Raw genomic sequence first — 22,759 nt, 5'->3', positions numbered from 1 at the left:
AGCAAGCGCTCTTGGTGCGCACCGCGACAGATACACCGGGCAAGCGCCATCGTTAGACCATCCTTACGCCGTCCTCAGACGATGGTTTCCGGCCGTGCAGCCGATGACGATGAGAGCAGCGCCCGCAAGGACTTTCAGGTCAGGCGAACAAGTCGACGGCTGAAACAGCGTGCGCTGCCCCACTTCCGACCCGGGTGAGCGAGGAATTGCCTGTGCACGATCGCCGCGAAACGGACCGCCAGCCCCGGCCCGAACGCCGATGCCGCTCGAATATGACTGTCTTGCCAATACTTTCGTCGGACCACACTGCGCTGCCGTACGTGGCCGGGCGGCGCGCACACCGAACGGGTGGCGGTCGTATCCGGTGTTGCCATCGCTTGCCGGTGGCAACACCGGTCGTGGGGGTGCCGTCGTGTCCGAACTGACTGATACCCAGCAGGAGGTGCTCGCGACAATCGGTGCGACGCCGCAGTTCTGCACTCTCGCAGATCTCGTGGAGAGCTGGCCGGACAGCGGGCCGGACTCGCTGCATTCCGACGCTCTCGCGTTGCGTGACCTCGGATTCGTTGTGCCGGTGCAGGCGTGGAAGGTGACCGCGGCCGGTCGAACCCGGCTTGCTGGGCGCCACCTGGCGGCGGACCTGCAGATACTGCCGTCGTCACAGGATCTGCTGGCGGCCGCGGACGGTGAGATCCCGCCGGATGACCCGTTCGCGGGTGTTTTGACCACGATGTTCATGGCGTGCACGGTGCGGCAGTGGTTCGATCCCGACCGGATCATCACCAATGCCGGCAGCGTTGGCTCGGACCTGTTGCAGCGGATCGGCATCGACGCCAGGCAGCTACAGGACGCGATGGCAGCACGGCTGATGCGCCATGTGCAGGCCGAGGTCCCGCACATCGCAGGCTATGGCTGCGCCGTGGGCGGCATCGTGTCCGCGTGGCCCACCGGCCACCGACAACGCGCGCCCGGTGCACACCGCAAGGCGCTGGCGGATGCCTGCCTGCGATACGACGCCCTGACCCGATGATGGAGCCATCCGATGTGGGCGGGTTACCGGGCTGGCGTGATCTGCTGAATGCGGTTCACGGCTCGGTGGACGTCGCACACCCAGTGACCTGCGCGGCGGCCGCCTTGGCGGCCCTGCATCGCTCCTCGGTGACCGTGGCCGGTGAACAGCGGCGGCTCGTCGGCGAGATCGATGCGTGGATCGCCGGGAATGTCTGCTGGCCTTCGACCAGGCCGTCGAGGTCGCTTGGTGGTCTGGTCGATCGGATCGTGGTCGCCGACGCTCACGCGCGGACCGCGCTGGCCACCGGCGATCCGCGCAGCGAAACGACGCACCGTCAGTGGGCCCGGCTGGCCGAACTGCTGTCCGAATGGGTCTGGCTGACATGCGATTCCGTGGTCTCCTACTGGGGAATACCACTGTGCCCCAACAGTTCTCGCACAACATCTGTTCTCGTTCCACACAGAGGCGACCAGCCCCGCGGGTGAGGGTCCGGCCTGCGCGAGCCCCCTTCCGCGCGGCACTGGGGCGCAGTCGTGGCCCAGCTGCCGGCCTCGCTTCGGTGATGGCCTGCTGGTTATTCGAAATATGTTGCAAGCCAAGAGAAAAGGAGAATATCTATGCCGGGATCTCTGACGAGCGAGGTGGCGGGCTCACCGTGTGTCACCGGAGAGTTCGGGGTCGTGATGTGCGCGGCGTGGCTGGTCCGAATGGCGGTGGGCTGGGCTGCTCGCTTCGATCTTGTCCCCGCCCGAGTCCGGCGCCGGTTCTGCACGGTCATCGGCCCGCAGGCTGCGGAAGGCATCGGTGAGGGCAGCGAGTCGGCGGATCGGCACGAGTTCGTGGCGGCGTCGGGCGGGGACGAGGTCCGATGAGCAATGAGCATCCGGGCGGGCCGGTGCCACGCGAGTGCCCGGCCGGCGCCGGTGTGGCGGCGAGCGTGGGTCCGGCGGCCGTGCCGATGTACGGACCGCAATTCACCAGTGATGCGCACAGCGTCTACGAGGAAATGTGCCGGCAGCCCGGCGGTGTGGCCAGAGTCGAGGTAGCTGCGGGGGTGACGGGGGTCGCGGTCACCGATTACGGTGTGGCGCTGGAGGTCCTGCGTGACCGGGAGGGTTTCCGCTGTGATCCGAGTGCGTGGGTGCAGCGGTGGCCTGCTGAGCACCCGGCGCCGCCGCCGTTGTGGTGGCGTCCGGATGTCGCGCACACCGACGGCGATCGGTGGAAGGTGTCTCGTCACGCTATCACCGTCGCGTTGACCACGGTCGACCCTCTCACCGTCCCGGCGATCGTCCTGCGGCAGGCGCACCAGTTGCTCGGCGGTGTCGGTCCGGCCGGTACCGCGGATCTGGTGCGTGATTTCGCGGTACCGCTGGTGTCGTCGGTGCTGGCGGCGCTGCTGGGGGTCCCGGCGCCGTTGCACGGCCGACTGGCCGCGGCGGCGTGGATCGCGACCGAATCCGGGGGTCCGGAGGCGGTGGAGGCGGCACGGCAGCAGGTGTGGTCGGTGATGTCGGCGACGGCGGTGGCGGCGTCGGCACCGGGGTGGGAGACAGAGACCACCGTGGCCGGTGGGCTCACGGTGGCGGGTCTGCCGGAAACGGTGGCCTCGCATCAGTTGACGTTGTTATTTCTGTCGGGGACGGTCGCGACGGCGGCGGTGATCACCTCGACGCTGCTGCGGTCGCTGACCGATACGGTGTTCGGGAGCGCGCTGCGGTCGGGGGCGATGCCGCTGCGTGACGTGATCGACACGGTGCTGCTGTCCGATCCCACATGGTCGGGGCTGGCGCGGTTTCCGACGCAACCGAAACTGCTCGGCACCATGATGGTGCAGCCGGACGAACTGGTGCTGGTGGTGCCGGCAGCCTGCCACCGTGGCGAGGCGTTCACCGGCGGGGTCGAGGTCACCCGGGCCCACCTCGGGTTCGGCGCCGGCCCGCACGGATGCCCGGCCAGGGTGCTCGGTACGGAGATCGCGGTCGCGGCCCTGGAACAGGTCCTCGATCTGATCCCGGAGATGGTGTCGGCGGGTCCGCCGGTGTGGGCGACGGGCCTGCTCCAGCACGCGCTGGCGGCATTGCCGGTCCGCTTCCCCCAGTTCATCACGACCGTGATGCCGGTGCAGGAGCAGGCGCGTGCCCACACCGTATGACGATCCCACCCGGCCGGTCCCGATCGAGGAGCTCGGGCCGCCGGTGCCGCTGTACGGCCGGTCGTATATCGAGGATCAGGCCGGGGTGCATGCGCGGATGTGGCGCGATTACGGGCCGCTGGTACCAGTGGAACTATGGCCGGGGGTCGCGGCGACGCTGGTAATCGGTTATCGCGCGGCACGGCAGATTCTCGGTGACCCGTACCGATTTCCCGCCGATCCGCGGGGGTGGGCGCGGCGGTTCCCACTGCCGGCGGGGTGCCCGATCGCGCCGATGATCGAATGGCGGCCCAACGCGTTGCGCAGTGCCGGTGACGCGCACACCCGCTACCGGCGGGTCGCCGTCGACGGCCTGTCCGGCATCGATCCGTACCGGTTGCGGGCACTGGTGCTCGACACCGCCACCACGCTCGTGAACGGATTCTGCCGGGACGGGACCGTCGAGATCGTCGATCGATACGCGTATCCGCTGACCTTCACCGTCCTCAACCAGTTGGTCGGATGCACCCCCGAGGTCGGGGCGGCCGTGGCGGCGGCGCTGGCGGCGATGTTCGACGCCAGCGACACCGCCACCGTCAACGCCCGGCTCACCGCGACGCTGGGCGGACTGATCGCGGACAAGCACCGCGACCTGCGCGAGGGCCGACTCGCACCGGACGGTGACATCACCACCCGGATGCTCACCCATCCGGCGGGGTTGACCGAGCAGGAGACGATCCATCAGCTGGTCACGGTGTATGCGGCGGGGATCGAGCCGACGGTCGGGATGCTCACCAAGACCCTGCTCCAGATCTTGACCGACCCCCGCTACGCCGTCAACGGTGCCGGGCACGGGCCGCCGGTGGCCGACGCGGTCGACACGATGCTGGTGACCGGCCCGCCTATGGACAACTACTGCCTGTCCTACCCGACCTCGTCGGTGGAGGTCGAGGGCGTCTGGCTGCCGGCGTTGCGGCCGGTGCTGATCAGCATGTTCGGGGTCAACAACGATCCGTCGCTGGGCCGCACCTGCGACTACAGCCGCGCGCACTGGCACATGGCCTGGGGCGGCAACAGCGTCCACAACTGCCCCGAACCCGCACGGGTCATCGCCCGCACGATCACCGAGACCGGTCTCGAAATCCTCCTCGGCGCCTTCCCCGACCTCACCCTGGCGTGCCCGGCCACCGACCTGCCCCGCCGGCACAGCCCCTTCCAACTCGCCCTCACCCGTCTACCAGCCCGCTTCTCCCCCGGCGTGCCCCTGCCGGCGGCGTTCGGGTCCTCTTTCTCCCTGCGACACCAACGACAGCCGTGACCAGCACCATGCTCGAGCCCGTGGACCACAACGGATACCCGGTCCCGCACCGGGTCCTCGACGTCCACCAGCACCTGTTCCGCGACCAGCACGCCCTCCCTTATACCGACGACACCTACCGCGAGTACTTCGCCGCCGAGCTGGCGCGCGTGGACCTCACCCCCCTGCAGGCGCTGACGTTGTGCGATGTCGTCTCCGACTACACCCTCGACATCACCCGGGGCACGGTCACGGGTGCGGCCATGTCGGCGCGGGCCCGGACCGACGACATGATCGACAGCTGGCTGGCTGACCCCGCTCGCGGGCTGGTCACCGCGATCCGCGTGTTCGCCGCGCACCCGCACCCGAGCGAACGTTGGGGCGTCGACTTCAGCGAACTCGAAAGGGTTTGTGCGGCATGGGAACCCGGGCAGGCCTTGGCGGTCCTGGACGCGGTGTTCCGCAGTTACCGCGTTTCCGCCGATGTCGTGGCCACCCTGTCCCTGGTCGGCCTTCTCCACGACCGAAACACCCTGTAGCACCGCGGGTTTCCCGTCACCGGCACGAACCGAATCGAGTGTTCCATGACCCTCAGCGACAACGGCCAGCAGACCACCACCCCCACCGCCACGACCGCCGCGTTGCGGCGGGCGCTGCACGGCCCCCACGACCAGCAGCGGGCGCGGGTGCGGCAAGCGGTGGCCGCCCTCGGCGATGCACCCCGTCCGGGCATGACCTATGTCGAGCAGGCCGCGCTGGCGCCGGCGTTGCTGCGGCAGGTGATCGCCGGGCTGGGTGGCTCGGCGCAGGCGATCGCCGCAGACCCGGTCCTGCGCGGGCAGTTGTGTGAGGAGGCCGCGGTCTGCGCCCCCCACCTGTTACCAGTCCTGACCGGCCATTTCAGTCTGGCAATCGGCGCTGTCATCGCGTTGGGCACCCCCGGTGACACCTACCAGCAGTCGTGCCTGCAAGCCCTGGACGGCGGGGACGCGGTTGGGGTGCTGATGCTCACCGAGCTCGGTGGCACCAACGGCAACGACCAGCGCACCACCGCCACCTGGGACCCGGCCACCCGGGAATGGGTCCTGTCCACCCCGGACCTGCCGGGCGCGAAGTTCATGCCCAACATCGCCGCCGGCGGGGTGCCGAAGATCGTGATCGTTACCGCCCGCGCCTTCGTCGACAGCCGCGACGAGGGAGTGCTGCCGTTCCTGGTTCGGCTGCGCACCACCGACACGGTCCTGCCCGGCACCACCATCGCGGCGTTGCCGGAGAAGACGTTCACGCCGATGGACCACGCACTCACCTGGTTCACCGACTGCCGGATCCCCGCCTCGGCGCTGCTCGGCGGGGACTGGGCGCGCCTCGACGGCGACCGGTTCATGTGCGAGGTGGCGGTGCCGCAGCGCTGGCATCGCGTCACCGGCCCGCTCGGCGACGGCCGCCTGGACCTCGCGGTCGCGTCCCTCGCGTGTGCCCGCGCCGGCATCGCCGGACTGTGGAATTTCGCCGTCCAACGCCGCCGCCCTGGCCACCACGCGCCGATGGCCGAACTCGACGCCGTCGTGCACAACCTGCTCGACGCCGTCATCAGCGTGTACGCGGGCAGCGTTCTCGCCCGCCTGTTGCGTGAGCAGCGCGCACACACTCCCGGCGACCCCGATCACCTGCTGCGGGCCACCGCCACCAAACCCGCGCTCACCCTGATCGCCCGCGACGTACTCGACGTGTGCCGACTGCGCACCGCCGCCCACGGCAGCCTGCTGCCGTCCCGGCTGGGAACCTGGGCCGACACGGTGTTCGCGGCCCTGATCGCCGAAGGCGAAACCCAGGTCATGCAACTCACTGCCGGACGCGCCCTGCGCGACCGCGCACCTTGGCACCTGCCCGGCACCCCTGCCACCGTGGCGTGGCCGGTCGGGCTGCTCGCCGAACGGGAACGGATCCTGCGCGACGAGCTCGACAAGGGCAACCCCACCGGCGCCGGGCCCGTGCTCGGGCCGGATGCGGCGACGCTGGTCTGGTGGGCCGCGGTCCTGGACCGGCTGCTGGCCACCGCGCTGCTCGTCGCCGCCGCCGCCACCAACGACCCCCGTGCCCAGGACCTGCTCACCGAGATGAGCTGCGCCTATGCCTGGGCCCGCGTCCGCACCGACGCCTCCTGGCTGCTCGACCACGACCAGGTCTTCGGCAGTGATGCCCGCATCACTGCCATCATGCTCGGCCACTACGAGCGGCTCGCCGACGCGCTTCCGCTGCTGGTGGCCGCCCTCGACGTTCCGGACCTGCCCGGCTCACCGCTGTCCGGGCCCGACTACACCGCACCGTACCGGGACCTGTTCGCCGGTACGGGCTTCCGGTCATGACCACCACACGGGAACCGGCCCCGGCCCGGGCTCTCGACGACACGCGGCCCGATGTCGCGGTGGCGGACCGGGTCCGCGACTGTCTGCTCGGCGGCAAGGACAACTACACCGTCGATCAGGCCCTCGCCCGCGCGCTGCGGTCGCAGTGTCCTGGGGTCGTGGCCGGGATGTGGGAAGCCGAACGGTTTACGGTGCGCGCCGCCACCTACCTCGCCGCCACCGGAATCCGGCAGTGGCTGGTCATCGGTGCCGGTTACCCCCGCACACCCGACCTGCACAGCCGTCTCACCGACACCCGCGCCGACGGCGGCGCACGGCATCGGATCGTGTCCGTCACCGACAACGTGGTCGCCGCCGCGCATCAGCGGGCGCTGCGGCCCCATACCGCGGTCCTCGTCCACGACGAGGCCACGGCTGTCGTCGCCCGGATCGGCGAGGTGCTCGATTTCGGCCTGCCGGTGGCAGTGTCACTGATCGGCGCGCTGGAACACCGGTGGCCCCAGGGGCTCGTCGATCAGGTCGCGGCGGTCCTGGCGCCCGGGTCCGCGCTGGTGGTCAGCGGCCTGGCCGCCGACCTCGACCCCCACGCCGCCGAAACCGCTGCCGCCATCTATGGTGCCGCGGGCCTCACCTGCACCCCGCTGGCCGGCGCCGAGCTCGCCGCGATGTTCACACGTGGCGGTTTCACCGTCACGGACCCGGGCATCGTGGCCGTCCACCGCTGGCACACCACCGAACCTGCACCCGAGCTCCCGGCTGTCGTCGAACACTCCGGTATCCGAGTGTGCTGGCACGCCGCAGTCGGGCGGCGGCCATGACCGGCACGCCCTCGCGCCATCGGACCGGCGCCCCGAACCATCCTGCCCCTTCCCCTGGAGGACCCACCGATGCCCAGAACACCAGCTGTCCTGCCACGACACCTGGCGCCCCTGGATTCCCCGCTGGGCGCGAAGATCCTCAACGGTGAAGTGTCCGTCGCCATCTGTACCGATGTCGGTGACGACGCCGACGACACCGCCATGTTGATCGCCGCAGCGCGGATGATCCCGAAACTGGCCGTTTTCACCAGCGAAGAGAACTGCGGCCAGCTGGCCCAAGCCGTCCAGGAAATCCTGGACCGGGTCGGGCGTACGAACGTCCCGCTCTACCGCGGCCGGGAACTGAGCGCGCAACGATTCATCCTCGACACCCCCGAACTGCGGGCCCCGATCCCCGAGCCCGTCGACCTTGTCGACGCAACGCGCGGGTTGTGTGAGGCCAGTACCGAACAGGTGCTGTGGATCGGGTGCGGGCCCGCGACCAACCTCGCCCACATCCTCACCCGGGCACCGGAACTCACCGAACAGCTCACCGTCACCTGGATGGGCGGCTGGCTCGATCCCACCCGTTATCGATCCCCCGGTCGCGCGAGCCACAACTTCCGTGCCGACACGCGCGCGGCCGGGACCGTGCTGCGCATGTGCCATGCACATCCGGCTGGTCCTCAGCGAGCACACCGGTGTCCCGGAAACCCTGATCACCGCCGACTCCGAGCTCGTGAAGTACCGGGACTGCGCGTCGCAGGTGCTCGGAGGACCGCGGCCTCGGCGATACAGGCCGGTGATGTGGCGGCCGCATGGACCCGGATCGCCCCGCGTATCCGGCGAGCACCGCATGTCGAGTTGCCGACGTCGCGACCACCAGCGACAGCGCCCCCGGACCGACTACGGACTCACCGACCGGGGAACCCCAGACAATCCAGGTCGCCGACGCTGCCGTCGGCACGACCCGGAACTTGTTGTACCGCCGCGGATATCGAGTCGGGCTCGAAGGCTCGCTCGCGCTGGCGGCACTGATAGCAGCTCGCACCGACAACGCTCACCGCATAACTCCGATCAAGAGAATCGAATCCTCCATGCCTCAATTGCTTCTCCCGTCGCCCACAGCCGTCGAGCACCCGGAACCCCAACGTGAATCCGATAGCACCGCACCGGATCCCGTGTTCCTGGATACCGACATTGCCTACGACCCCGACGACATCGTGACCGCCGTGCTGGCCGCAGCAACGATCGAGAACCTGATCGTTGTCACTGCTGATGAGATCGGCGGGCGCCGGGCCCGCGTCGCCCGCCGGGTGCTCGACCTCTTCGGCCGTGACGACGTGCCGGTAATCACCGGCCTGGGCCTGGATTCCGGCGATCACCGCATCGTCGTGGACGGCCCGGCAGCGCCGACCTGGGCCGAGCGCACCGACCTGGTCGCCGGAATCGCCCAGGCGTGCGCGGCCGCCCAAGGCCGGGCCCGGTGGATCGGGTGCGGGCCGATGCGGAACCTCGCCACGGTCCTGTCGGTGGAACCGCACCTGGCCGACGTGCTCACCGTGACCCAGATGGGCGGCTGGTACCGCCCCGCTCGATACCGCAACCCGCACAGGGCATCGCACAACTTCCATGTCGACATGCAGTCCGCTGGGCTGGCGTTGCGGGCTACCCGCAGGGACCGTACCCGGCTGGTGCTCAGCGAGCACACTGCCGTCGACGAACTGCACATCACCGAGGAATCTCCGCTGTATCGGCAGCTCGCGGCATCGACGATGCCGTGGGCACAGCTGGTGACCGAGAATTTCGACAAATGGTTCGCTTATCAGCAGGGCCGCGGCAAGGCGGCGGGCAGCTGGATGCACGATCCACTGACCCTCGCCGCCGCGCTCGAGTTGCCATGCATCACCTTCCGCACCGAGCGGCTGCGGATCGGCGCGGATGCGCGCCTGTTCCCCGACCCGAATGGGCTGGATATCCAGGTCAGTGACACCGTCGATTACCCGGCGGTCGTGCAGTGGATCACCGATATTCTCACCTCGGCACTGTGAGAGAACGAAAACCGTTGCGGCACTGTCTTAAAGTATTCGAAAGTATCGAGACGACCTGATCGCCTATCTATTCGTCGGGCTGGCGGCCGGCGAGGTCGTGCGGCACGTTCCCCGCCTGCACCGCCATGGCTTCCTCGTCGCTTGTTTGCTCGCCGTGGCGGCGTACAACCGCACCTCTGGCTCTGCGCGTGTTACGCCGGGCCGTGCGTTCCGCCGGTATCCGTATCGAGAGGTCACGGTACCGGAGACAGCGTGGTGCCGTGGGTCGGGCCGGGCCGCACGCTGGACGACCATGCTCGATCGGCTACGGCGCCGGGCCGAGCGGCGACGACGCGATCCGCTGTCGACGTGCGAGTTTCGCGGGAACATCGGATGATTGAAAAGTGCGCGTTGTCAACGCGTTTCGAAATTATCTGTTGACGCAGGGTGCCGGTCGCGACGAGACTTCGGGTCTTGTCGCTTGTACGGGGGGTGGCGGATGTGCGCTGCTGAGGTCCGGGGGTTGCCGGAGTACGTGCCGCTGCTCGCTGCCGCTCTGGAGCAGGTCGACGACGGCAAGGTAGGCGAGTGGGGTGCGGAGCTGGCGGCGCGGGTGCGACGGGGTGCCCGGGTGCTTGTGGCCGGGAACGGCGGGTCGGCGGCGCAGGCGCAGCATCTGGTCGCCGAGCTGGTCGGTCGTTTCGTGGACGAGCGGTGGCCTCTGCCGGCGGTGGCGTTGTCCGCGGATACCGCGGTGGGCAACGATTACGGCTTCGACGAGGTGTTCGCGCGGCAGGTTCGCGCGCATGCCCGGCCCGGTGACGTACTGGTGGTGTTATCGGTGTCGGGCCGGTCGCCCAATGTGCTTCAGGCGGTGCAGGCCGCGCGCGAACTGGGAGTGACGACATGGGCGCTGACCGGTGCCGCACCGAATCCCGTTGCTGCCGCATGTGAGGACCGGATCGCGATCGACGCGGCAGCGGTGCCGACTGTGCAGGAGTGCCACCTCGTGGTGGCACATCGGTTGTGTGCGGCGGTGGACCGTGCCCTGTGTGCGCGCTCGGCCGACACTGTGCAACCGGTGCCGCCGGCGCGATCGTTGTCGATGGCCGTGGTCGGTGACGTGCTGCTCGATCGTGATTGGGACGGGGAGGCGGACCGGTTGTCGCCGGAGGCGCCAGTGCCGGTAGTCGACGTCACTTCGCGGCGGGAGCGTGCCGGGGGCGCGGGGCTGGCGGCGGTGCTGGCCGTCGCCGACGGTCATCGGGTGACGCTGGTGACCGCGCTGGGCGGTGATGAGGCCGGACGCCGGGTGCGTGAACTGCTCGCGCAAGCGGGTGTACGGGTCGTGGATCTGGGTGCGGCGGGGCCGACGGTGGTCAAGATCCGCGTGCGGGCCCGTGGCCAGACCGTGCTGCGTGTGGACGAGGGCACGTTGTCCGGCGGTGAAGTGGGGGCGTGGACGCCGGAAGCGGCGGACGCGATCGAGGCCGCGCAGTGCGTGCTGGTGGCCGATTACGGACGGGGTGTGGCGGCGTCGGCAGGGGTGCGGGCAGCGATCGCGGGGCGGGTGGGGCAGGTGCCGATCGTGTGGGATCCCCATCCTCGCGGTGCACAGCCGGTGGCGGGAATCAGTGTCGTCGTTCCCAATCGCGACGAGGCGGCCGCGGCACTGCACGAATCTACGCAAACCGGCAGCCTCGCCGTCGATGTCGACCGCGCTCGCCGACTGCGCGCGTACTGGCGCGTCGGTTATGTCGCGGTAACCCGGGGGCCGCTGGGTGCGGTGTTGGTCGACGCCGACGCGACCGCACCGCTGGTGGTGGGTGCGCCCCGCGTGGCGGTGGGGGACAGCAGTGGTGCCGGTGATCGGTTCGCGGTAACGATGACCGCGGAACTCGGCGCCGCGGCGGGCCCTTCGACCGCGGTCGCTCGTGCTGTGCACGCCGCCACGGGGTTCGTGGACGCAGGCCACCACACCATTGTCACCGCGGCGGGCTTGGAAGTGCCGGATGGCTGGGGCTTGGTGGCGCGAATGCGGGCCGAAGGGCGGACGGTGGTGGCCACGGGCGGCTGCTTCGACCTGCTGCATGCCGGGCACGTCGAAACGTTACGCCAGGCAAGGGATTTGGGTGATTGCCTGGTGGTGTGCCTGAACAGTGATGCGTCGGTGGCACGGCTGAAAGGCGCCGCACGGCCGGTGGTGCCGGTGAGCGAGCGAGCGGCACTGTTGCAGGCGTTGGGGTGCGTGGACGCGGTGCTGGTGTTCGACGAGGACACCCCCGCTCAGCTGCTGCGGCGGATGCGCCCGGACATCTGGGTCAAAGGTGGTGACTACGCCGGTGTCGAGTTGCCCGAGCAGTCGGTGCTCGCCGAGTGGGGCGGCCAGGTGGTGCTGGTCCCCTACCGGGAGGGCCTGTCGACGACCACGTTGATCGCCCGCGCGGCCGGTGGGGTCGGACGATGAGCAGACGGGTCTTGGTGACCGGCGCCGCCGGGTTCATCGGATCGCATCTTCAGCGCGGTCTTCCGGCGGCCGGGTGGGAGGTGATCGGTGTCGACGTGCGCCCGACGAGCGACACCGTCTGCGGCAACCGCACGGAGGGGCTGGTGGGCGATGCCGCGTCACCGGCGGTGCTGGCGCGGATCTCAGACGGAGAGTTCGACGCGGTCCTGCACCAGGCGGCGATCACCGACACCCTGGCACCGGACAGCACGGCCTTGCAGTACGCGAATGTGGTGACGCCGCTGCGTCTCGCCGATGCCTGCGCACAGGGTGGTGCTCTGTTCGTGTATGCGTCGTCGGGCAGCGTCTACGGGGCGGTGACCCGCGGCCATCGATCGCGGGAGTCCGATCCCGGCAGCGCCGAACACGCGGGCCGGCCGTTGAACGCGTACGCGTGGTCGAAGCTGACGCTGGATGAGGCGATGTTCCGCCGCGAAGGTGACCTGCGGTGGGCGGGGTTGCGGTACACGAACGTGTTCGGGCCCGGAGAACAACGCAAGGGACCGATGGCGTCGATCCTGTCCCAGATCGTGGCCGCGGCCGCCGCCGGCCGACCGGTGCGGCTGTTTGCCGACACGATGACCGCCGCACGCGATTTCATCCCGGTACACGCGGTCACCGCGACCGTCGCGGCGGTGTTGGAGTCACCGATCCCGTCGGGGGTGTACAACCTCGGCGCCGGGACCGCGATCGGTTTCGCCGAGCTGCTGCAATGGTGCGCCGCGTGGCGCGGTGGGGACCTGACGGTGCAGTTGGTGCCCAACCCGATCCCGGACCGCTACCAGTACTGGACCTGCACCGATCAATCAGCGCTGGCGGCCGCGCTCCCGGACCTGCCGCCGATCACCGCGACCGAGGTCCGCCGCGCCGCCGCGGAGCTGTTCCGATCGCATCAGGCCGCGCACGCGGCACCGGAATCCACACGACCAGAGGAGTTTTCGTGACCACCAGCCGCACTCCCGAAGACCGTTTGCGCCGTTCCCTCACGGTGCTGTCGGCGTCGCTGCGCCGCCCGGCCGACGGTGTGCGGCCGTCGCAGCCGCGGTGGGTGGAATACGACAGCATCCGCGACAGCGAAGGCCAGGTGTACGGCCGGAAGAAAGTAATCCTGATGTCGGGTGGATGCTCGGTGCCGACGTGCACGATGTGCCCGTTCACCAACGAGAACAACCACGGACACACCAGCAATGACGATGGACTGGTGGCCCAGGTCGAGCAGATGCTCGCGCGTGCCGACGGTGAGCCGGACTACGAGGTGCTGGCCCTCTACAACGACGGGTCGTTCTTCGCGCCCCGGGAGGTTCCCGAACCGGTGCGGGTCCGGATCGCGGAGTTGGTCGCCGTGTCGGGAGTGCGACGGCTGGTGGTGGAATCGCTGCCGCAGTTCGTCACCCCCGAGGTGGTCGGCCCGTTCGTCGACGCGCTGAGCGGGGTCGAACTCGAGGTCGGCATCGGCCTGCAGTCCGCGGACGATCTGGTCCGCGAGACGCTGGTGAACACCCGGGTCAGCCGCGCCGCGTTCGAAGCCGCGGTCGTGACGATGTCGGATCTCGGGGTGCGGCCGAAGATCTATCTGATGATCAAGCCGCCGTTCCTCACCGACGCCGAGGCGGTGACCGATGTGCTCGGCTCTGTGCGGTATGTGCGGTCGCTGGGCATCGACGGGGTGACACTGTGCCCGACGCGGGTGTCGCGCAACACGGTGGCGTGGCAGCTATACCAGGCCGACCGTTACCGGCCGCCGAACCTGTGGACGGTGGTCGACGCGGTACGCGGCGCGCACGAGCAGGCCGCGATACGGGTGGCGTGTATCAATCTGCGCGGCAACGATTTCGACTCGATCTTTCCCGACAGCTGCCCATGGTGTGCGGACCGGATCGTCGACGGCCTGGTCCGCTACAGCGAAACCGGCGACCTGGCGGACCTGCCCGACGACTGCCCGTGCCGGCCCCAGCTCACCCCGGCCGTCCTGGACCACGCCGCGATCCTCGCGCGCACCACCTGCGACCTGGCCGCCGCGGCGCCGGAGCCACGATGACCGCGCCCCCGGAGCTGGCCGCCGATCTGGATCCGGACCGGGCGGTGGAGATACTCATCGAGGGCCACCGTGCCCACGGTGGAGTGTTCACCCTGACCGGGACCGGCATCCCGCTGGTGTGCTGTGTCGGCGACACGGCACTGGAGATGTTGCGCGGCGAGCGCCGGCATTTGGCGGTGCACAACACACCGGTCGTGCACGAGTTGTTCGGCCGCGCGGTGTTCACCCTCACCGGCGCCGAGCACACCGCCGCGCGCCGGCTGCTGCGCACCGGGCTCACCCGCACCGCGGTCGCCGCGTCGGCAGCGACGATGATCGACCTCGCCGGAGATCATGTCGCGCGATGGGCCGCGGCCGGGCCGATCGACCTGTATCGGGCGGTGCGCGAGTTCACCGTGACCGTGTGCCTGCACGTGGTGACCGGGCTACCGCAATCCGTGCACCGGGAGGCCGCCGAGTTGTTCGAAGCGTTCGCCGCGGGAACCGCAGTGACCGCTGGCGCCGAACCCGCCGGCATCCATCGGAGGGCACTCGAGGCGGCAGCGGGACTGCGCGTCGTCCTGCGGGATCGACTGTCGCGCACCGGGTCCGGGACAGATGTGGTCTCCCGGCTGCTGACCGCCGGTGCTGTGGCAGATGAGGACTTGCCGGATCATCTGCTGGCGCTGCTGATCGCGGCGCGGGAGACCACCGCGAGTCTGATCACCTGGTCCCTGCTGGAACTGGCTGCCCATCCGGAACTGGCCACGGCGCTACGGGCCGACGCTGTTGTGGGCCTGGGTGATCCCCGGCGCCTGGTGTCCGCCGAGACGCTGCCCGGGTTGCGGGCATGGCTGACCGAAGTCGAGCGGCTGCATTCACCGAACGCGATCAGTGTGCGAAAGACGCTGTGCCCGTGGCAGATCGCCGGTTTCACTGTTCCAGAAGACACGCTGCTCGCCTATTCTCCGGCGGCCAATCATCTGCTGCCGCACCGGTGGCCTGCGCCGCACCGGTTCGATCTGCGGCGCCACCTCCATGCTGGCGGTCGGTCGGATCTGCTGACGTTCGGGCGGGGCGCGCATGCGTGCCTGGGCCGCGAGTTCGCGGAGACGATGACGCTGGCGATGCTGGCGGTGGTTCTCGCCGGGCACCGGATCAGCGTCGACACGACACCGGCGAAAGTACGGTATCTGCCGGTCAAGGCCCCCTGCGAACCGATCAAAGCCCGCGTCGAACCTGGTCTCCGGGTGGGCTCGTGCTGAGCCGGGCCGAGCTGGTCGAGCGGGTGCTGCGCTATCAGGAGACCAGCACGCGACGGTTGCACCTGGTGCCGAGCGAGAACAGCCTCGAGCTCGCCGCGCGGCTGCCGATGGTCACCGATCTGCTGCACCGCTACAGCTTCCCCACTGGCAACGGCGAGAACTGGGCGTGGCCGGGCAACACCGACCCGGCCGCGATCGAAGCGGCCGCCTGCGACGGGCTGCGCGAGCTCTACCGCGCCCGGTTCGTCAACATCAAACCGGTGTCCGGGCTCAACGCCATGACCGTCGCGCTGTCGGCGCTGTCCGGTTCGGGCGGAACCGTGGCATCGATCCCGGAAGCCGACGGCGGGCACGGCTCGACAAGTTTCATCGCCGCCCGGTTCGGGCAGACCGTCGCCGAGCTGCCGTTCGACCGGTACCGGTGGAGTATCGACCTCGACCGGCTTGCCGATCTCGCACTCACCTGGCCGCGACCGGTGCTGGTCTATCTGGACCAGTTCATGTGCCTGTTCCCCCACGACCTGCCCGGCATTCGCGCCGCGGTCGGCGGCGACGCGGTGATCTGCTACGACGGCTCGCACGTGATGGGGCTGATCGCCGGGGGGAGGTTCCAGGACCCGTTGCGCGAGGGCGCGGACGTGCTGTGCGGGTCGATGCACAAAACCTTCCCCGGCCCCCACAAGGGCATCCTCGCCACCGACTCTGCACACTTGGCCACCGCCATCGACGAACACGCCGGCCACTGGGTCTCGCACCACCACACCGCCGAAGTCGCAGCCCTTGCCATCAGCGTGGCCGGAATGCGCACCGGCGCAGTCGAATACGCCGACCGGATCGTGGCGAACGCCCGCACTCTGGCGGCAGCACTGCACGCCGGCGAGCTGGCGGTGTGCGCTGGCGAGCGGGGCTGGACCGCTTCGCATCAGCTGTGGGTGGATATCGACGCGGTGCTGCCCGCCGAGCAGGCCAGCGCCCGGTTGCTGGAGGCCGGGATCGTGGTGAACGCGATCGACGTGCCCTACCTGCAGCGCCCCGGCCTGCGTCTAGGGGTGCAGGAAGCCACCCGCCTGGGCATGGGCAGCGACGCCATGTACGAGATCGCCACCGTAATCACCACGGTCCTGACCGGCCGCACCACCACCACGGCCGCCGCCCGGCGGGTCGCCGCATTGCTCGACAGCCACCGGCACGGCATCGGGCAACCAGGACTGGAAGATTTGCTCGAATTCCTCGGTGCCACAACCAGTTCGGAGGCCACACCATGACCGGCCAGGATCCGGGCCCGCTGGCCGGCTTCCACTGGAATGCGGACTGCCGGGAGTTCGTCGGCGGGTACCCTTGCCGACGCTGGCGGGCCTGCCCAGGGTGCGAGCACTACGATCCCGTCGACCGGCGGGTGCTGATCGTGATGCTCGACCTGCTCGGGGACATGCTGATCGCGTCACCGCTGCCCGCGCGGATCAAACGCGACCATCCGGGCACCCACATCACCTGGCTTGCGTCGGCGGCCAGCGTGCCGATGCTGGCGATGAACCCGCATATCGATCGGGTCCTCGCTTTCGACTGGCAGGCCGCGGAAACGCTTCTCGGCGAGCGCTACGACGCGGTCTACTCCTTCGAGCGCACCCCCGCCGCGGCCAGCCTCGTCGAACGTATCGACGCTGCTCACAAGGCTGGTCTGGCGTGGGGCGGGGAGCGCAACGGGCTCTACCCGATCGGGGAGGCCGCACGGCATTTCTTCGCGATGAACACCTGGAACGACTTCCGCACCCGCGGCAACACCAAGACATGGACCGAGCTGTACTTCGAGGTCGCCGGATACGCCTACCACGGCGAACCCTACGAACTCGCGGTCCCCGACACCGCACAGCAGTCCGTGCGCGGGTGGCTGGGCGAACCCGGCTGGGTCTGCCTGAATGTCGGTGCGTCGCTGCCGACGAAGATCTGGCCCCCACAACAGTGGCTGGCGCTCGGGCAGGCGCTGCTGGCCGGCGGGCACCGACTCGTGCTCACCGGCGGGCCCGCCGACACCGAGCGGTGCCTGCAGCTGCAACGCGACCTCGACGATGACCGGGTGCGGTTCCGGCCGTTGTCGCTCCAGGAGTTCGCTGCCGTACCAAGCCTGTGCGCGGTGATGGTGACCGGCGACAGCCTCGGATTCCACCTCGCGCTGGCCCACGATATCCCCGTCGTGGTGCTGCTCGGTCCCAGCAACGGCGCCGAGGTGATACCCAAGGACGCCACCACCATCACTGCCGTCCGCTCGCTGCTGGCGTGCTCACCGTGCGCGCATCAAGTCACCTGCGGCGGCGTCGGTGGATGCATGGACACCATCACCACCGACCAGGTGCACCGCGCCGTCACCGCCGCCCTACACACCCGCGAACAGCAGGAGCAACCGTAGTGGGATACATCCTCGGCCTGGGCGGACCGTACTTCCACGACGCCGCGGCCTGTTTGATCACCGACACCGGCGAGGTGATCGCTTTCGCCGAAGAAGAACGCTTCACCCGCGTCAAACACAACATGCATTCCCGCTCCGCGACCCACGCGGCCGCCTGGTGCTGCCACCGAGCGGGAATCCACCTCCGCGAGGTCGACGAAATCGCCGTGGCCTGGAACCCGGCCTGGCCGCTGCCGCTGGACCACATCGACGACCGCGAGCTGATCAGCGAACTGCTCGACCCGCGGTTCTTCGGCGGCCACACCCCCGCGAGAGTGACCGTGCTCGAACACCACCTCGCCCATGCCGCCGCCGCGTTCTACCCCTCCGGATACACCGACGCCGCCGTGATGGTGGTCGACGGATCCGGCGACGGCATCTCCACCAGCATCCACCATGGCACCAGCGCCGGGCTGCGCCGGATCCGCGACTGGCCGTTCACCCAATCACTGGGATGGTTCTACGAAACCGTCGCCGAACACATCGGCCTCGGCGACTGGACCTCCGCGGGCAAGCTCATGGGCCTGGCCGCCTACGGCACCCCCGTCTACAGCCTGCCGTTCCTCCAGGTCACCGACGACGGCTATCGTCTCGACCTCACCCGTTACGGACTCCATCCCGGCGACGCCACCACCGGGTACACCGACCTGTCCTACTACCGCGACCTCAAACGCGCCTACCAGGCCGCCCTGTCCGACATCGTTGCACCGCGGCACCGGCGCCTGTACCGCTACAACCCCACCGGGCGCTACGACCCCGACACCCGCGTCCTGCCTCACCACGCCGACCTCGCCGCCTCGGCGCAACAGCTGTTGCAGGACTGTCTGCTCGCCGTGGCCCGCACCGCGCTCCGGGAAACCGGCACCGACAAGCTGTGCCTGGCAGGCGGAGTCGGCCTCAACTGCACCGCCAACGGTGTCCTGCACGACAAGTCCGGCACCCGTGCTCTGTTCGTGCAACCGGCCGCCGGTGACGCCGGATGCGCCCTCGGCACAGCGCTGGAATGTGCTCGGCGGCAAGGCACCCTGTCGTTCCCACTGGCACCGCAGCAGCACACCGCGTTCGGGCCGGAATTCGACGACGCAGCGATCCGCGCCACCCTCGACATCCACGGCATCGCCTACACCGAGCACGGTGACGCCATCGCCGACCTCGCCGCCGACGCCCTCGCCGACGGCGCGGTCATCGGCTGGTTCCAAGGGCCCACCGAAGCCGGGCCTCGCGCACTAGGCAACCGCAGCATCCTCGGCGACCCCCGCGATCCGACCACCCGCGACCGGATCAATTGCGAGATCAAACGCCGCGAACCCTGGCGGCCACTGGCCCCGAGCCTGCTGGACCCAGCCCGCTGGAGCGAAACCCCCACCCGCCCCGCAGATTTCATGATCGTCGCCCACCCCGCCAGCGACGCCGCCATCAAACAGATCCCCGCAACGGTCCATGTCGACGGCACCATCCGGCCGCAACTCGTCCACCCGCACCAGCAGCCCCGATATGCGCGGCTGCTCAACAGATTCCAGGAACACACCGGGATCGGGGCAGTGCTGAACACGTCGTTCAACGCCGATGCCGAACCGATAGTGTGCACTCCGGCCGACGCGCTGCGCACCTTCTACGCCACACCCCTGGACGCGCTGGCGATCGGCGGCTTCATGATCACCAAACCCCGCTACCGGGCCGCTCGTCACACCCGGTGACCACCACCAGTGAAGGACAACCAACGATGACGTCCGTCGACTCCAGCCAGGCCGACGCACTCCGCCACAAGCACGGCAGCGCCATCAGCATTGGCGAGAGCTGTGACCTGCCCGCCGATCTCACCGTAGAACTCGACCCCGGCGCGACCCTGCACCTCGGCAACCGGGTCAGCATCCGCCGCGGCACCACCATCCAGGTCAACCGCGGCGCCACCATCCACATCGGCAACGACGTCGCCATCGGCGAACACGTCTTCCTCTCCGCCATGGTCAGCATCACGATCGGCGACGGTGTCGGCATCTCCAACATGGTCGATCTACACGACCACAACCACCGCACCCGCACCCACCAGCACCTCACCGGAAGCGACGACTCGGTGACACCGTGGGCCAGCGGATTCGACGCCGCCCCCATCACCATCGAAACGGGCGCGATCCTCTCCAACAAGACCACCGTCACCGCAGGGGTACGCATCGGTGAGAACACCCTGCTCGCCGCGAATGCCGTCGCCACCACCTCGCTGCCACCGAACGCCGTCGCCGCCGGCAGCCCTGCCCGTGTCATCCGTACCTTCGACGGCCCGATCACCCACCACCACCCCCGGCCCGGTCTGCGGTTCGGCTGGTGGGGCACCTCGCTGATGGAACACCTCGAAGCCCACAACCAGCAGATGACGACACAAGCCAACCTGCCCGCGATCGGCTCGACGGTCACCGTCGAGCAGTGGCGCGGCCGCGGCTACGTCCAACGCCTGCACGTCGCCCTCACCGCCAGGCATCCGCACGTGGACTTCGTGTTCGACAACTACGGTGAAGGCGGCGCAACCAGCCGCGACGTCCTCGGCCATGTCACCGCCGCCACCAGCACCTCACCGCGCTACGACGTCGCCGTGCTCGGCTGCGGCATCAACGACGTCTGGCGCGGATTCCAAGGCCGCGCCAGCGAAGCCGTCGACCACGACGAATACACCCGCAACTACCAGGACATGCTCGACCTGCTCACCGGCCACTCACGGCGAGTCATCTGCATCGGCGAACCACCGTTCGGCTGGGAACCCGGCATCGACACAGCCGCCGCCAACACCGTTCTGACCCGGTACAACACCACCGCCGCCGAACTCGCCGCACGCGCCGGAGCCGAATTCATCGACGTCTGGTCGGCATTCACGCGCACCGCCCAACTACTGAGCACCTGGTCACCAACGGCACCGGCCGAACCCGCCGGCGCCAGCCCCTGGAGCGACGGCGTCCATCTCTCCGACATCGGCGACGAACTCATGCGTGAACTCGTCGGCGCCTCAGTCACGGACGCCAAACTCATCGAGAACCTGACCACGCGCGAACGCCTCGAACGCGAACATGCCCTCCAGCACTTCCTGCCCTGATTGCCGGACCGGTCACCGAACCGGTGATCGCTGAGGTCCAGGCGCCGCGGTCGACAGCGGCCGCATCGCCTGGGCCGGTCTCACCTGCCTGCGGCTCCATGTCGACACACGGGTTACACCCGAGCTCGCATCAGGCGAATGTCGTTGCACGGAAGCGTCGACATTGGCCTCCATCTGAGCGGCGTGGGTGGGACTGTAGAACGAACGGCTCTGTCCCCAATTCGGTGGTAGTGGCGAATAATGTTTCACCCCAGTAGGATTCGGTGTCGAAGCAGAGAAACCCTGCTCGGCCATACATTTGGCGTTTTATAAGCTTCGTTTTGGTGTTGACGCCCTCGGTGGGGCCGTTGCTGTAGGGCAGGGTCAGTCCGGCGACAACGGCGTCGTGGTCCTGGTCGAGGCCGGTCAGGAACGGTTCTAGCTCGACGAGGCCAGCCTCGCGGACCTGCTTGATCCAGCCATCGATGTCGGTGCCGCGCCGTTCGCTCATCAGCTGCGCGAACTGACCGACCAACTCGGCGAGGGCAGTCATCTCGGGGCAGGCGCCCAGTAGTTCGTCCAGGTGAGCTTGCCGGGCCTCGGGCAGGTTCTCCCGGCGGGTCAGGACCCAGCGGGTGACCCGCCGCGGCGACGGGGTGATCCGGTCCCCGTCGAGTCTTCCCTGGTTGATGTACCGGTAGAGCAGGTTCTGGCCGCCGGTGTAGCCGAGTTCGGTGATCTCGGCGAGTAACTTCAGCACTGGGACGCCGGGTTCTTCGGCGCGGCGGGCCCGCAGGTAGTCGCGGTAGGGGTCGACCAAGCACGCCCGGTACTGGGGTGGTCGGCGCAGCCGTTCCGGTTCGGGGACCCGTGCGTACCGTTTCACCGTGTTCAGTGAAAGTCCCAGCCGCCGTGAGCAATCCAGTAATCCGACACCCTTATCGAGAAGATTGTGGATGGTGTGCCAGCGTTCGATGGTGCTCTCCTCCTGCACCAGCGATCCCCGCTTCGGGCCGGCCGCGGCCCAGCAGCTCGAGTGCGCGGCGACTACCTTCTCCGCTGCCTGGGCCAGGCCGTGCCATAGATGCCAGCGGTCCGACGCCTGGATCGCTGCGGGCAGTGCCCGCCGCACGGCCTCGGCATAGGTGGTCGACCCGTCGCGGGCGACGACTTCGACGCCGGGATGTTCGCGCAGCCAGGCGGCGAGGGTGTCGGCCTTGCGGTCGGGCAGCACGTCGATGCGTTCGTGGGTGTCGGCGTCGATCACGATCGTCGAATACGTGTGCCGACGGCGCAGGGCGAAGTCGTCGACCCCGATCGCGGCCGGGATCGGCCGCACCGGCAGCGGGATGCGCAGCAGGACCCGGATGGCGGTCTGTCGCGACACCCGCAGCGCGAACGTTGCCAGCAGCCGGACGCTCGCACGCCCGGCCAGTTCCCGCACCACCGACCGGACCCGGCCGGTCAACCGGATGGTGCGGCGCTGATACCGCTCCAGAACACCAGGCACCTGTTCGCGGAAGGTGCTGCGGCAGTCCGGGGTTGGGCAGACCAGCCGTCGGACCCGCACGCGCACGACCACGGGGCGTCCGTCGAGCGGGACGTCGGTGACCGTCCGCAGGTGATAACCATGGATCCGAGCGGATTCAGCCCCGCAACCAGGGCATACGGCCGATCCGCCGGGCGTGCGGGCCCGCACCAACAGCCGCCCACCGTCATCGACCACTTCCTCCACCACCAGCGGCAGCAAACCTGAAAACACCACGGCGGCAGGTATATTCACCTCACACACGATGGAACATCGTGCCGTCACGACAGCGTCACCACCGAA

The 22,759-nt window shown here is 69.1% G+C and carries 18 protein-coding genes and 2 pseudogenes; 19 read left to right on the top strand and 1 reads right to left on the bottom strand.

Annotated features, from left to right (window positions below):
- The first annotated feature begins 412 nt into the window (after positions 1-412).
- The 19 genes and pseudogenes from LBW94_RS19690 (at position 413) to LBW94_RS19600 (ending at position 20,949) form a co-directional block, all read left to right on the top strand.
- A complete protein-coding gene (locus LBW94_RS19690; protein ID WP_225061377.1) occupies positions 413-1,030 on the top strand; it encodes a hypothetical protein in 618 nt (205 codons plus the stop codon).
- Positions 1,027-1,497, top strand: coding sequence for a hypothetical protein (locus LBW94_RS19685; RefSeq protein ID WP_225061378.1), 471 nt, complete (start codon positions 1,027-1,029; stop codon positions 1,495-1,497). Before LBW94_RS19690 ends, LBW94_RS19685 begins: the two co-directional genes overlap by 4 nt.
- Positions 1,498-1,629: 132 nt before the next feature.
- The gene (locus tag LBW94_RS19680; RefSeq protein WP_225061379.1) at positions 1,630-1,884 is read left to right on the top strand and encodes a hypothetical protein; all 255 of its coding nucleotides are present in this window, start codon (positions 1,630-1,632) and stop codon (positions 1,882-1,884) included.
- Complete coding sequence (locus LBW94_RS19675) at positions 1,881-3,167, top strand: cytochrome P450 (protein ID WP_225061380.1); 1,287 nt, start codon at positions 1,881-1,883, stop codon at positions 3,165-3,167. Before LBW94_RS19680 ends, LBW94_RS19675 begins: the two co-directional genes overlap by 4 nt.
- Positions 3,151-4,464 carry a cytochrome P450 gene (locus LBW94_RS19670; protein ID WP_225061381.1) on the top strand — a complete coding sequence of 438 codons (1,314 nt, stop codon included), beginning with the start codon at positions 3,151-3,153 and terminating at the stop codon, positions 4,462-4,464. The genes LBW94_RS19675 and LBW94_RS19670 overlap by 17 nt, the downstream gene beginning before the upstream one ends.
- Complete coding sequence (locus tag LBW94_RS19665) at positions 4,461-4,982, top strand: hypothetical protein (protein ID WP_225061382.1); 522 nt, start codon at positions 4,461-4,463, stop codon at positions 4,980-4,982. Before LBW94_RS19670 ends, LBW94_RS19665 begins: the two co-directional genes overlap by 4 nt.
- Before the next feature lie 45 nt (positions 4,983-5,027).
- On the top strand, positions 5,028-6,809 hold the full coding sequence (locus LBW94_RS19660) for an acyl-CoA dehydrogenase family protein (protein WP_225061383.1): 1,782 nt from the start codon (positions 5,028-5,030) through the stop codon (positions 6,807-6,809).
- Positions 6,806-7,627: an SAM-dependent methyltransferase gene (locus tag LBW94_RS19655; protein WP_225061384.1), complete on the top strand. Its 822-nt coding sequence runs from the start codon at positions 6,806-6,808 to the stop codon at positions 7,625-7,627. Before LBW94_RS19660 ends, LBW94_RS19655 begins: the two co-directional genes overlap by 4 nt.
- Positions 7,628-7,696: 69 nt before the next feature.
- On the top strand, positions 7,697-8,644 hold the full coding sequence (locus LBW94_RS19650) for a nucleoside hydrolase (protein WP_225061385.1): 948 nt from the start codon (positions 7,697-7,699) through the stop codon (positions 8,642-8,644).
- A gap of 143 nt (positions 8,645-8,787) precedes the next feature.
- Positions 8,788-9,657 carry a nucleoside hydrolase gene (locus tag LBW94_RS19645; protein ID WP_225061386.1) on the top strand — a complete coding sequence of 290 codons (870 nt, stop codon included), beginning with the start codon at positions 8,788-8,790 and terminating at the stop codon, positions 9,655-9,657.
- Positions 9,658-10,159: 502 nt separating this feature from the next.
- Positions 10,160-10,702, top strand: a pseudogene (locus tag LBW94_RS19640) (D-sedoheptulose-7-phosphate isomerase); the annotation flags it as partial.
- Positions 10,703-10,741: 39 nt separating this feature from the next.
- Positions 10,742-12,103, top strand: a complete 1,362-nt coding sequence (gene rfaE2 / locus LBW94_RS19635) for a D-glycero-beta-D-manno-heptose 1-phosphate adenylyltransferase (protein WP_225061414.1) — start codon at positions 10,742-10,744, stop codon at positions 12,101-12,103.
- Positions 12,100-13,086: an NAD-dependent epimerase/dehydratase family protein gene (locus LBW94_RS19630; protein WP_225061387.1), complete on the top strand. Its 987-nt coding sequence runs from the start codon at positions 12,100-12,102 to the stop codon at positions 13,084-13,086. Before rfaE2 ends, LBW94_RS19630 begins: the two co-directional genes overlap by 4 nt.
- Positions 13,083-14,180, top strand: a complete 1,098-nt coding sequence (locus LBW94_RS19625; RefSeq protein ID WP_225061388.1) for a radical SAM protein — start codon at positions 13,083-13,085, stop codon at positions 14,178-14,180. Before LBW94_RS19630 ends, LBW94_RS19625 begins: the two co-directional genes overlap by 4 nt.
- The gene (locus LBW94_RS19620; RefSeq protein WP_225061389.1) at positions 14,177-15,424 is read left to right on the top strand and encodes a cytochrome P450; all 1,248 of its coding nucleotides are present in this window, start codon (positions 14,177-14,179) and stop codon (positions 15,422-15,424) included. Before LBW94_RS19625 ends, LBW94_RS19620 begins: the two co-directional genes overlap by 4 nt.
- A complete protein-coding gene (locus LBW94_RS19615; protein ID WP_225061390.1) occupies positions 15,418-16,689 on the top strand; it encodes a hypothetical protein in 1,272 nt (423 codons plus the stop codon). The genes LBW94_RS19620 and LBW94_RS19615 overlap by 7 nt, the downstream gene beginning before the upstream one ends.
- Complete coding sequence (locus LBW94_RS19610; RefSeq protein WP_225061391.1) at positions 16,686-17,828, top strand: glycosyltransferase family 9 protein; 1,143 nt, start codon at positions 16,686-16,688, stop codon at positions 17,826-17,828. The genes LBW94_RS19615 and LBW94_RS19610 overlap by 4 nt, the downstream gene beginning before the upstream one ends.
- Positions 17,828-19,564 carry a carbamoyltransferase gene (locus LBW94_RS19605; protein WP_225061392.1) on the top strand — a complete coding sequence of 579 codons (1,737 nt, stop codon included), beginning with the start codon at positions 17,828-17,830 and terminating at the stop codon, positions 19,562-19,564. The genes LBW94_RS19610 and LBW94_RS19605 overlap by 1 nt, the downstream gene beginning before the upstream one ends.
- 26 nt (positions 19,565-19,590) lie before the next feature.
- Positions 19,591-20,949, top strand: coding sequence for a GDSL-type esterase/lipase family protein (locus LBW94_RS19600; protein ID WP_225061393.1), 1,359 nt, complete (start codon positions 19,591-19,593; stop codon positions 20,947-20,949).
- 245 nt (positions 20,950-21,194) lie between these two features.
- Here LBW94_RS19600 and LBW94_RS19595 read toward each other — a convergent pair.
- A pseudogene (locus LBW94_RS19595) lies at positions 21,195-22,690 on the bottom strand (ISL3 family transposase).
- Positions 22,691-22,759 lie beyond the last annotated feature (69 nt).

This window comes from Nocardia sp. alder85J, assembly GCF_020176955.2.
In the GTDB taxonomy this organism is placed as follows: domain Bacteria; phylum Actinomycetota; class Actinomycetes; order Mycobacteriales; family Mycobacteriaceae; genus Nocardia.
This window is presented reverse-complemented; position numbering and strand designations above follow the sequence as displayed.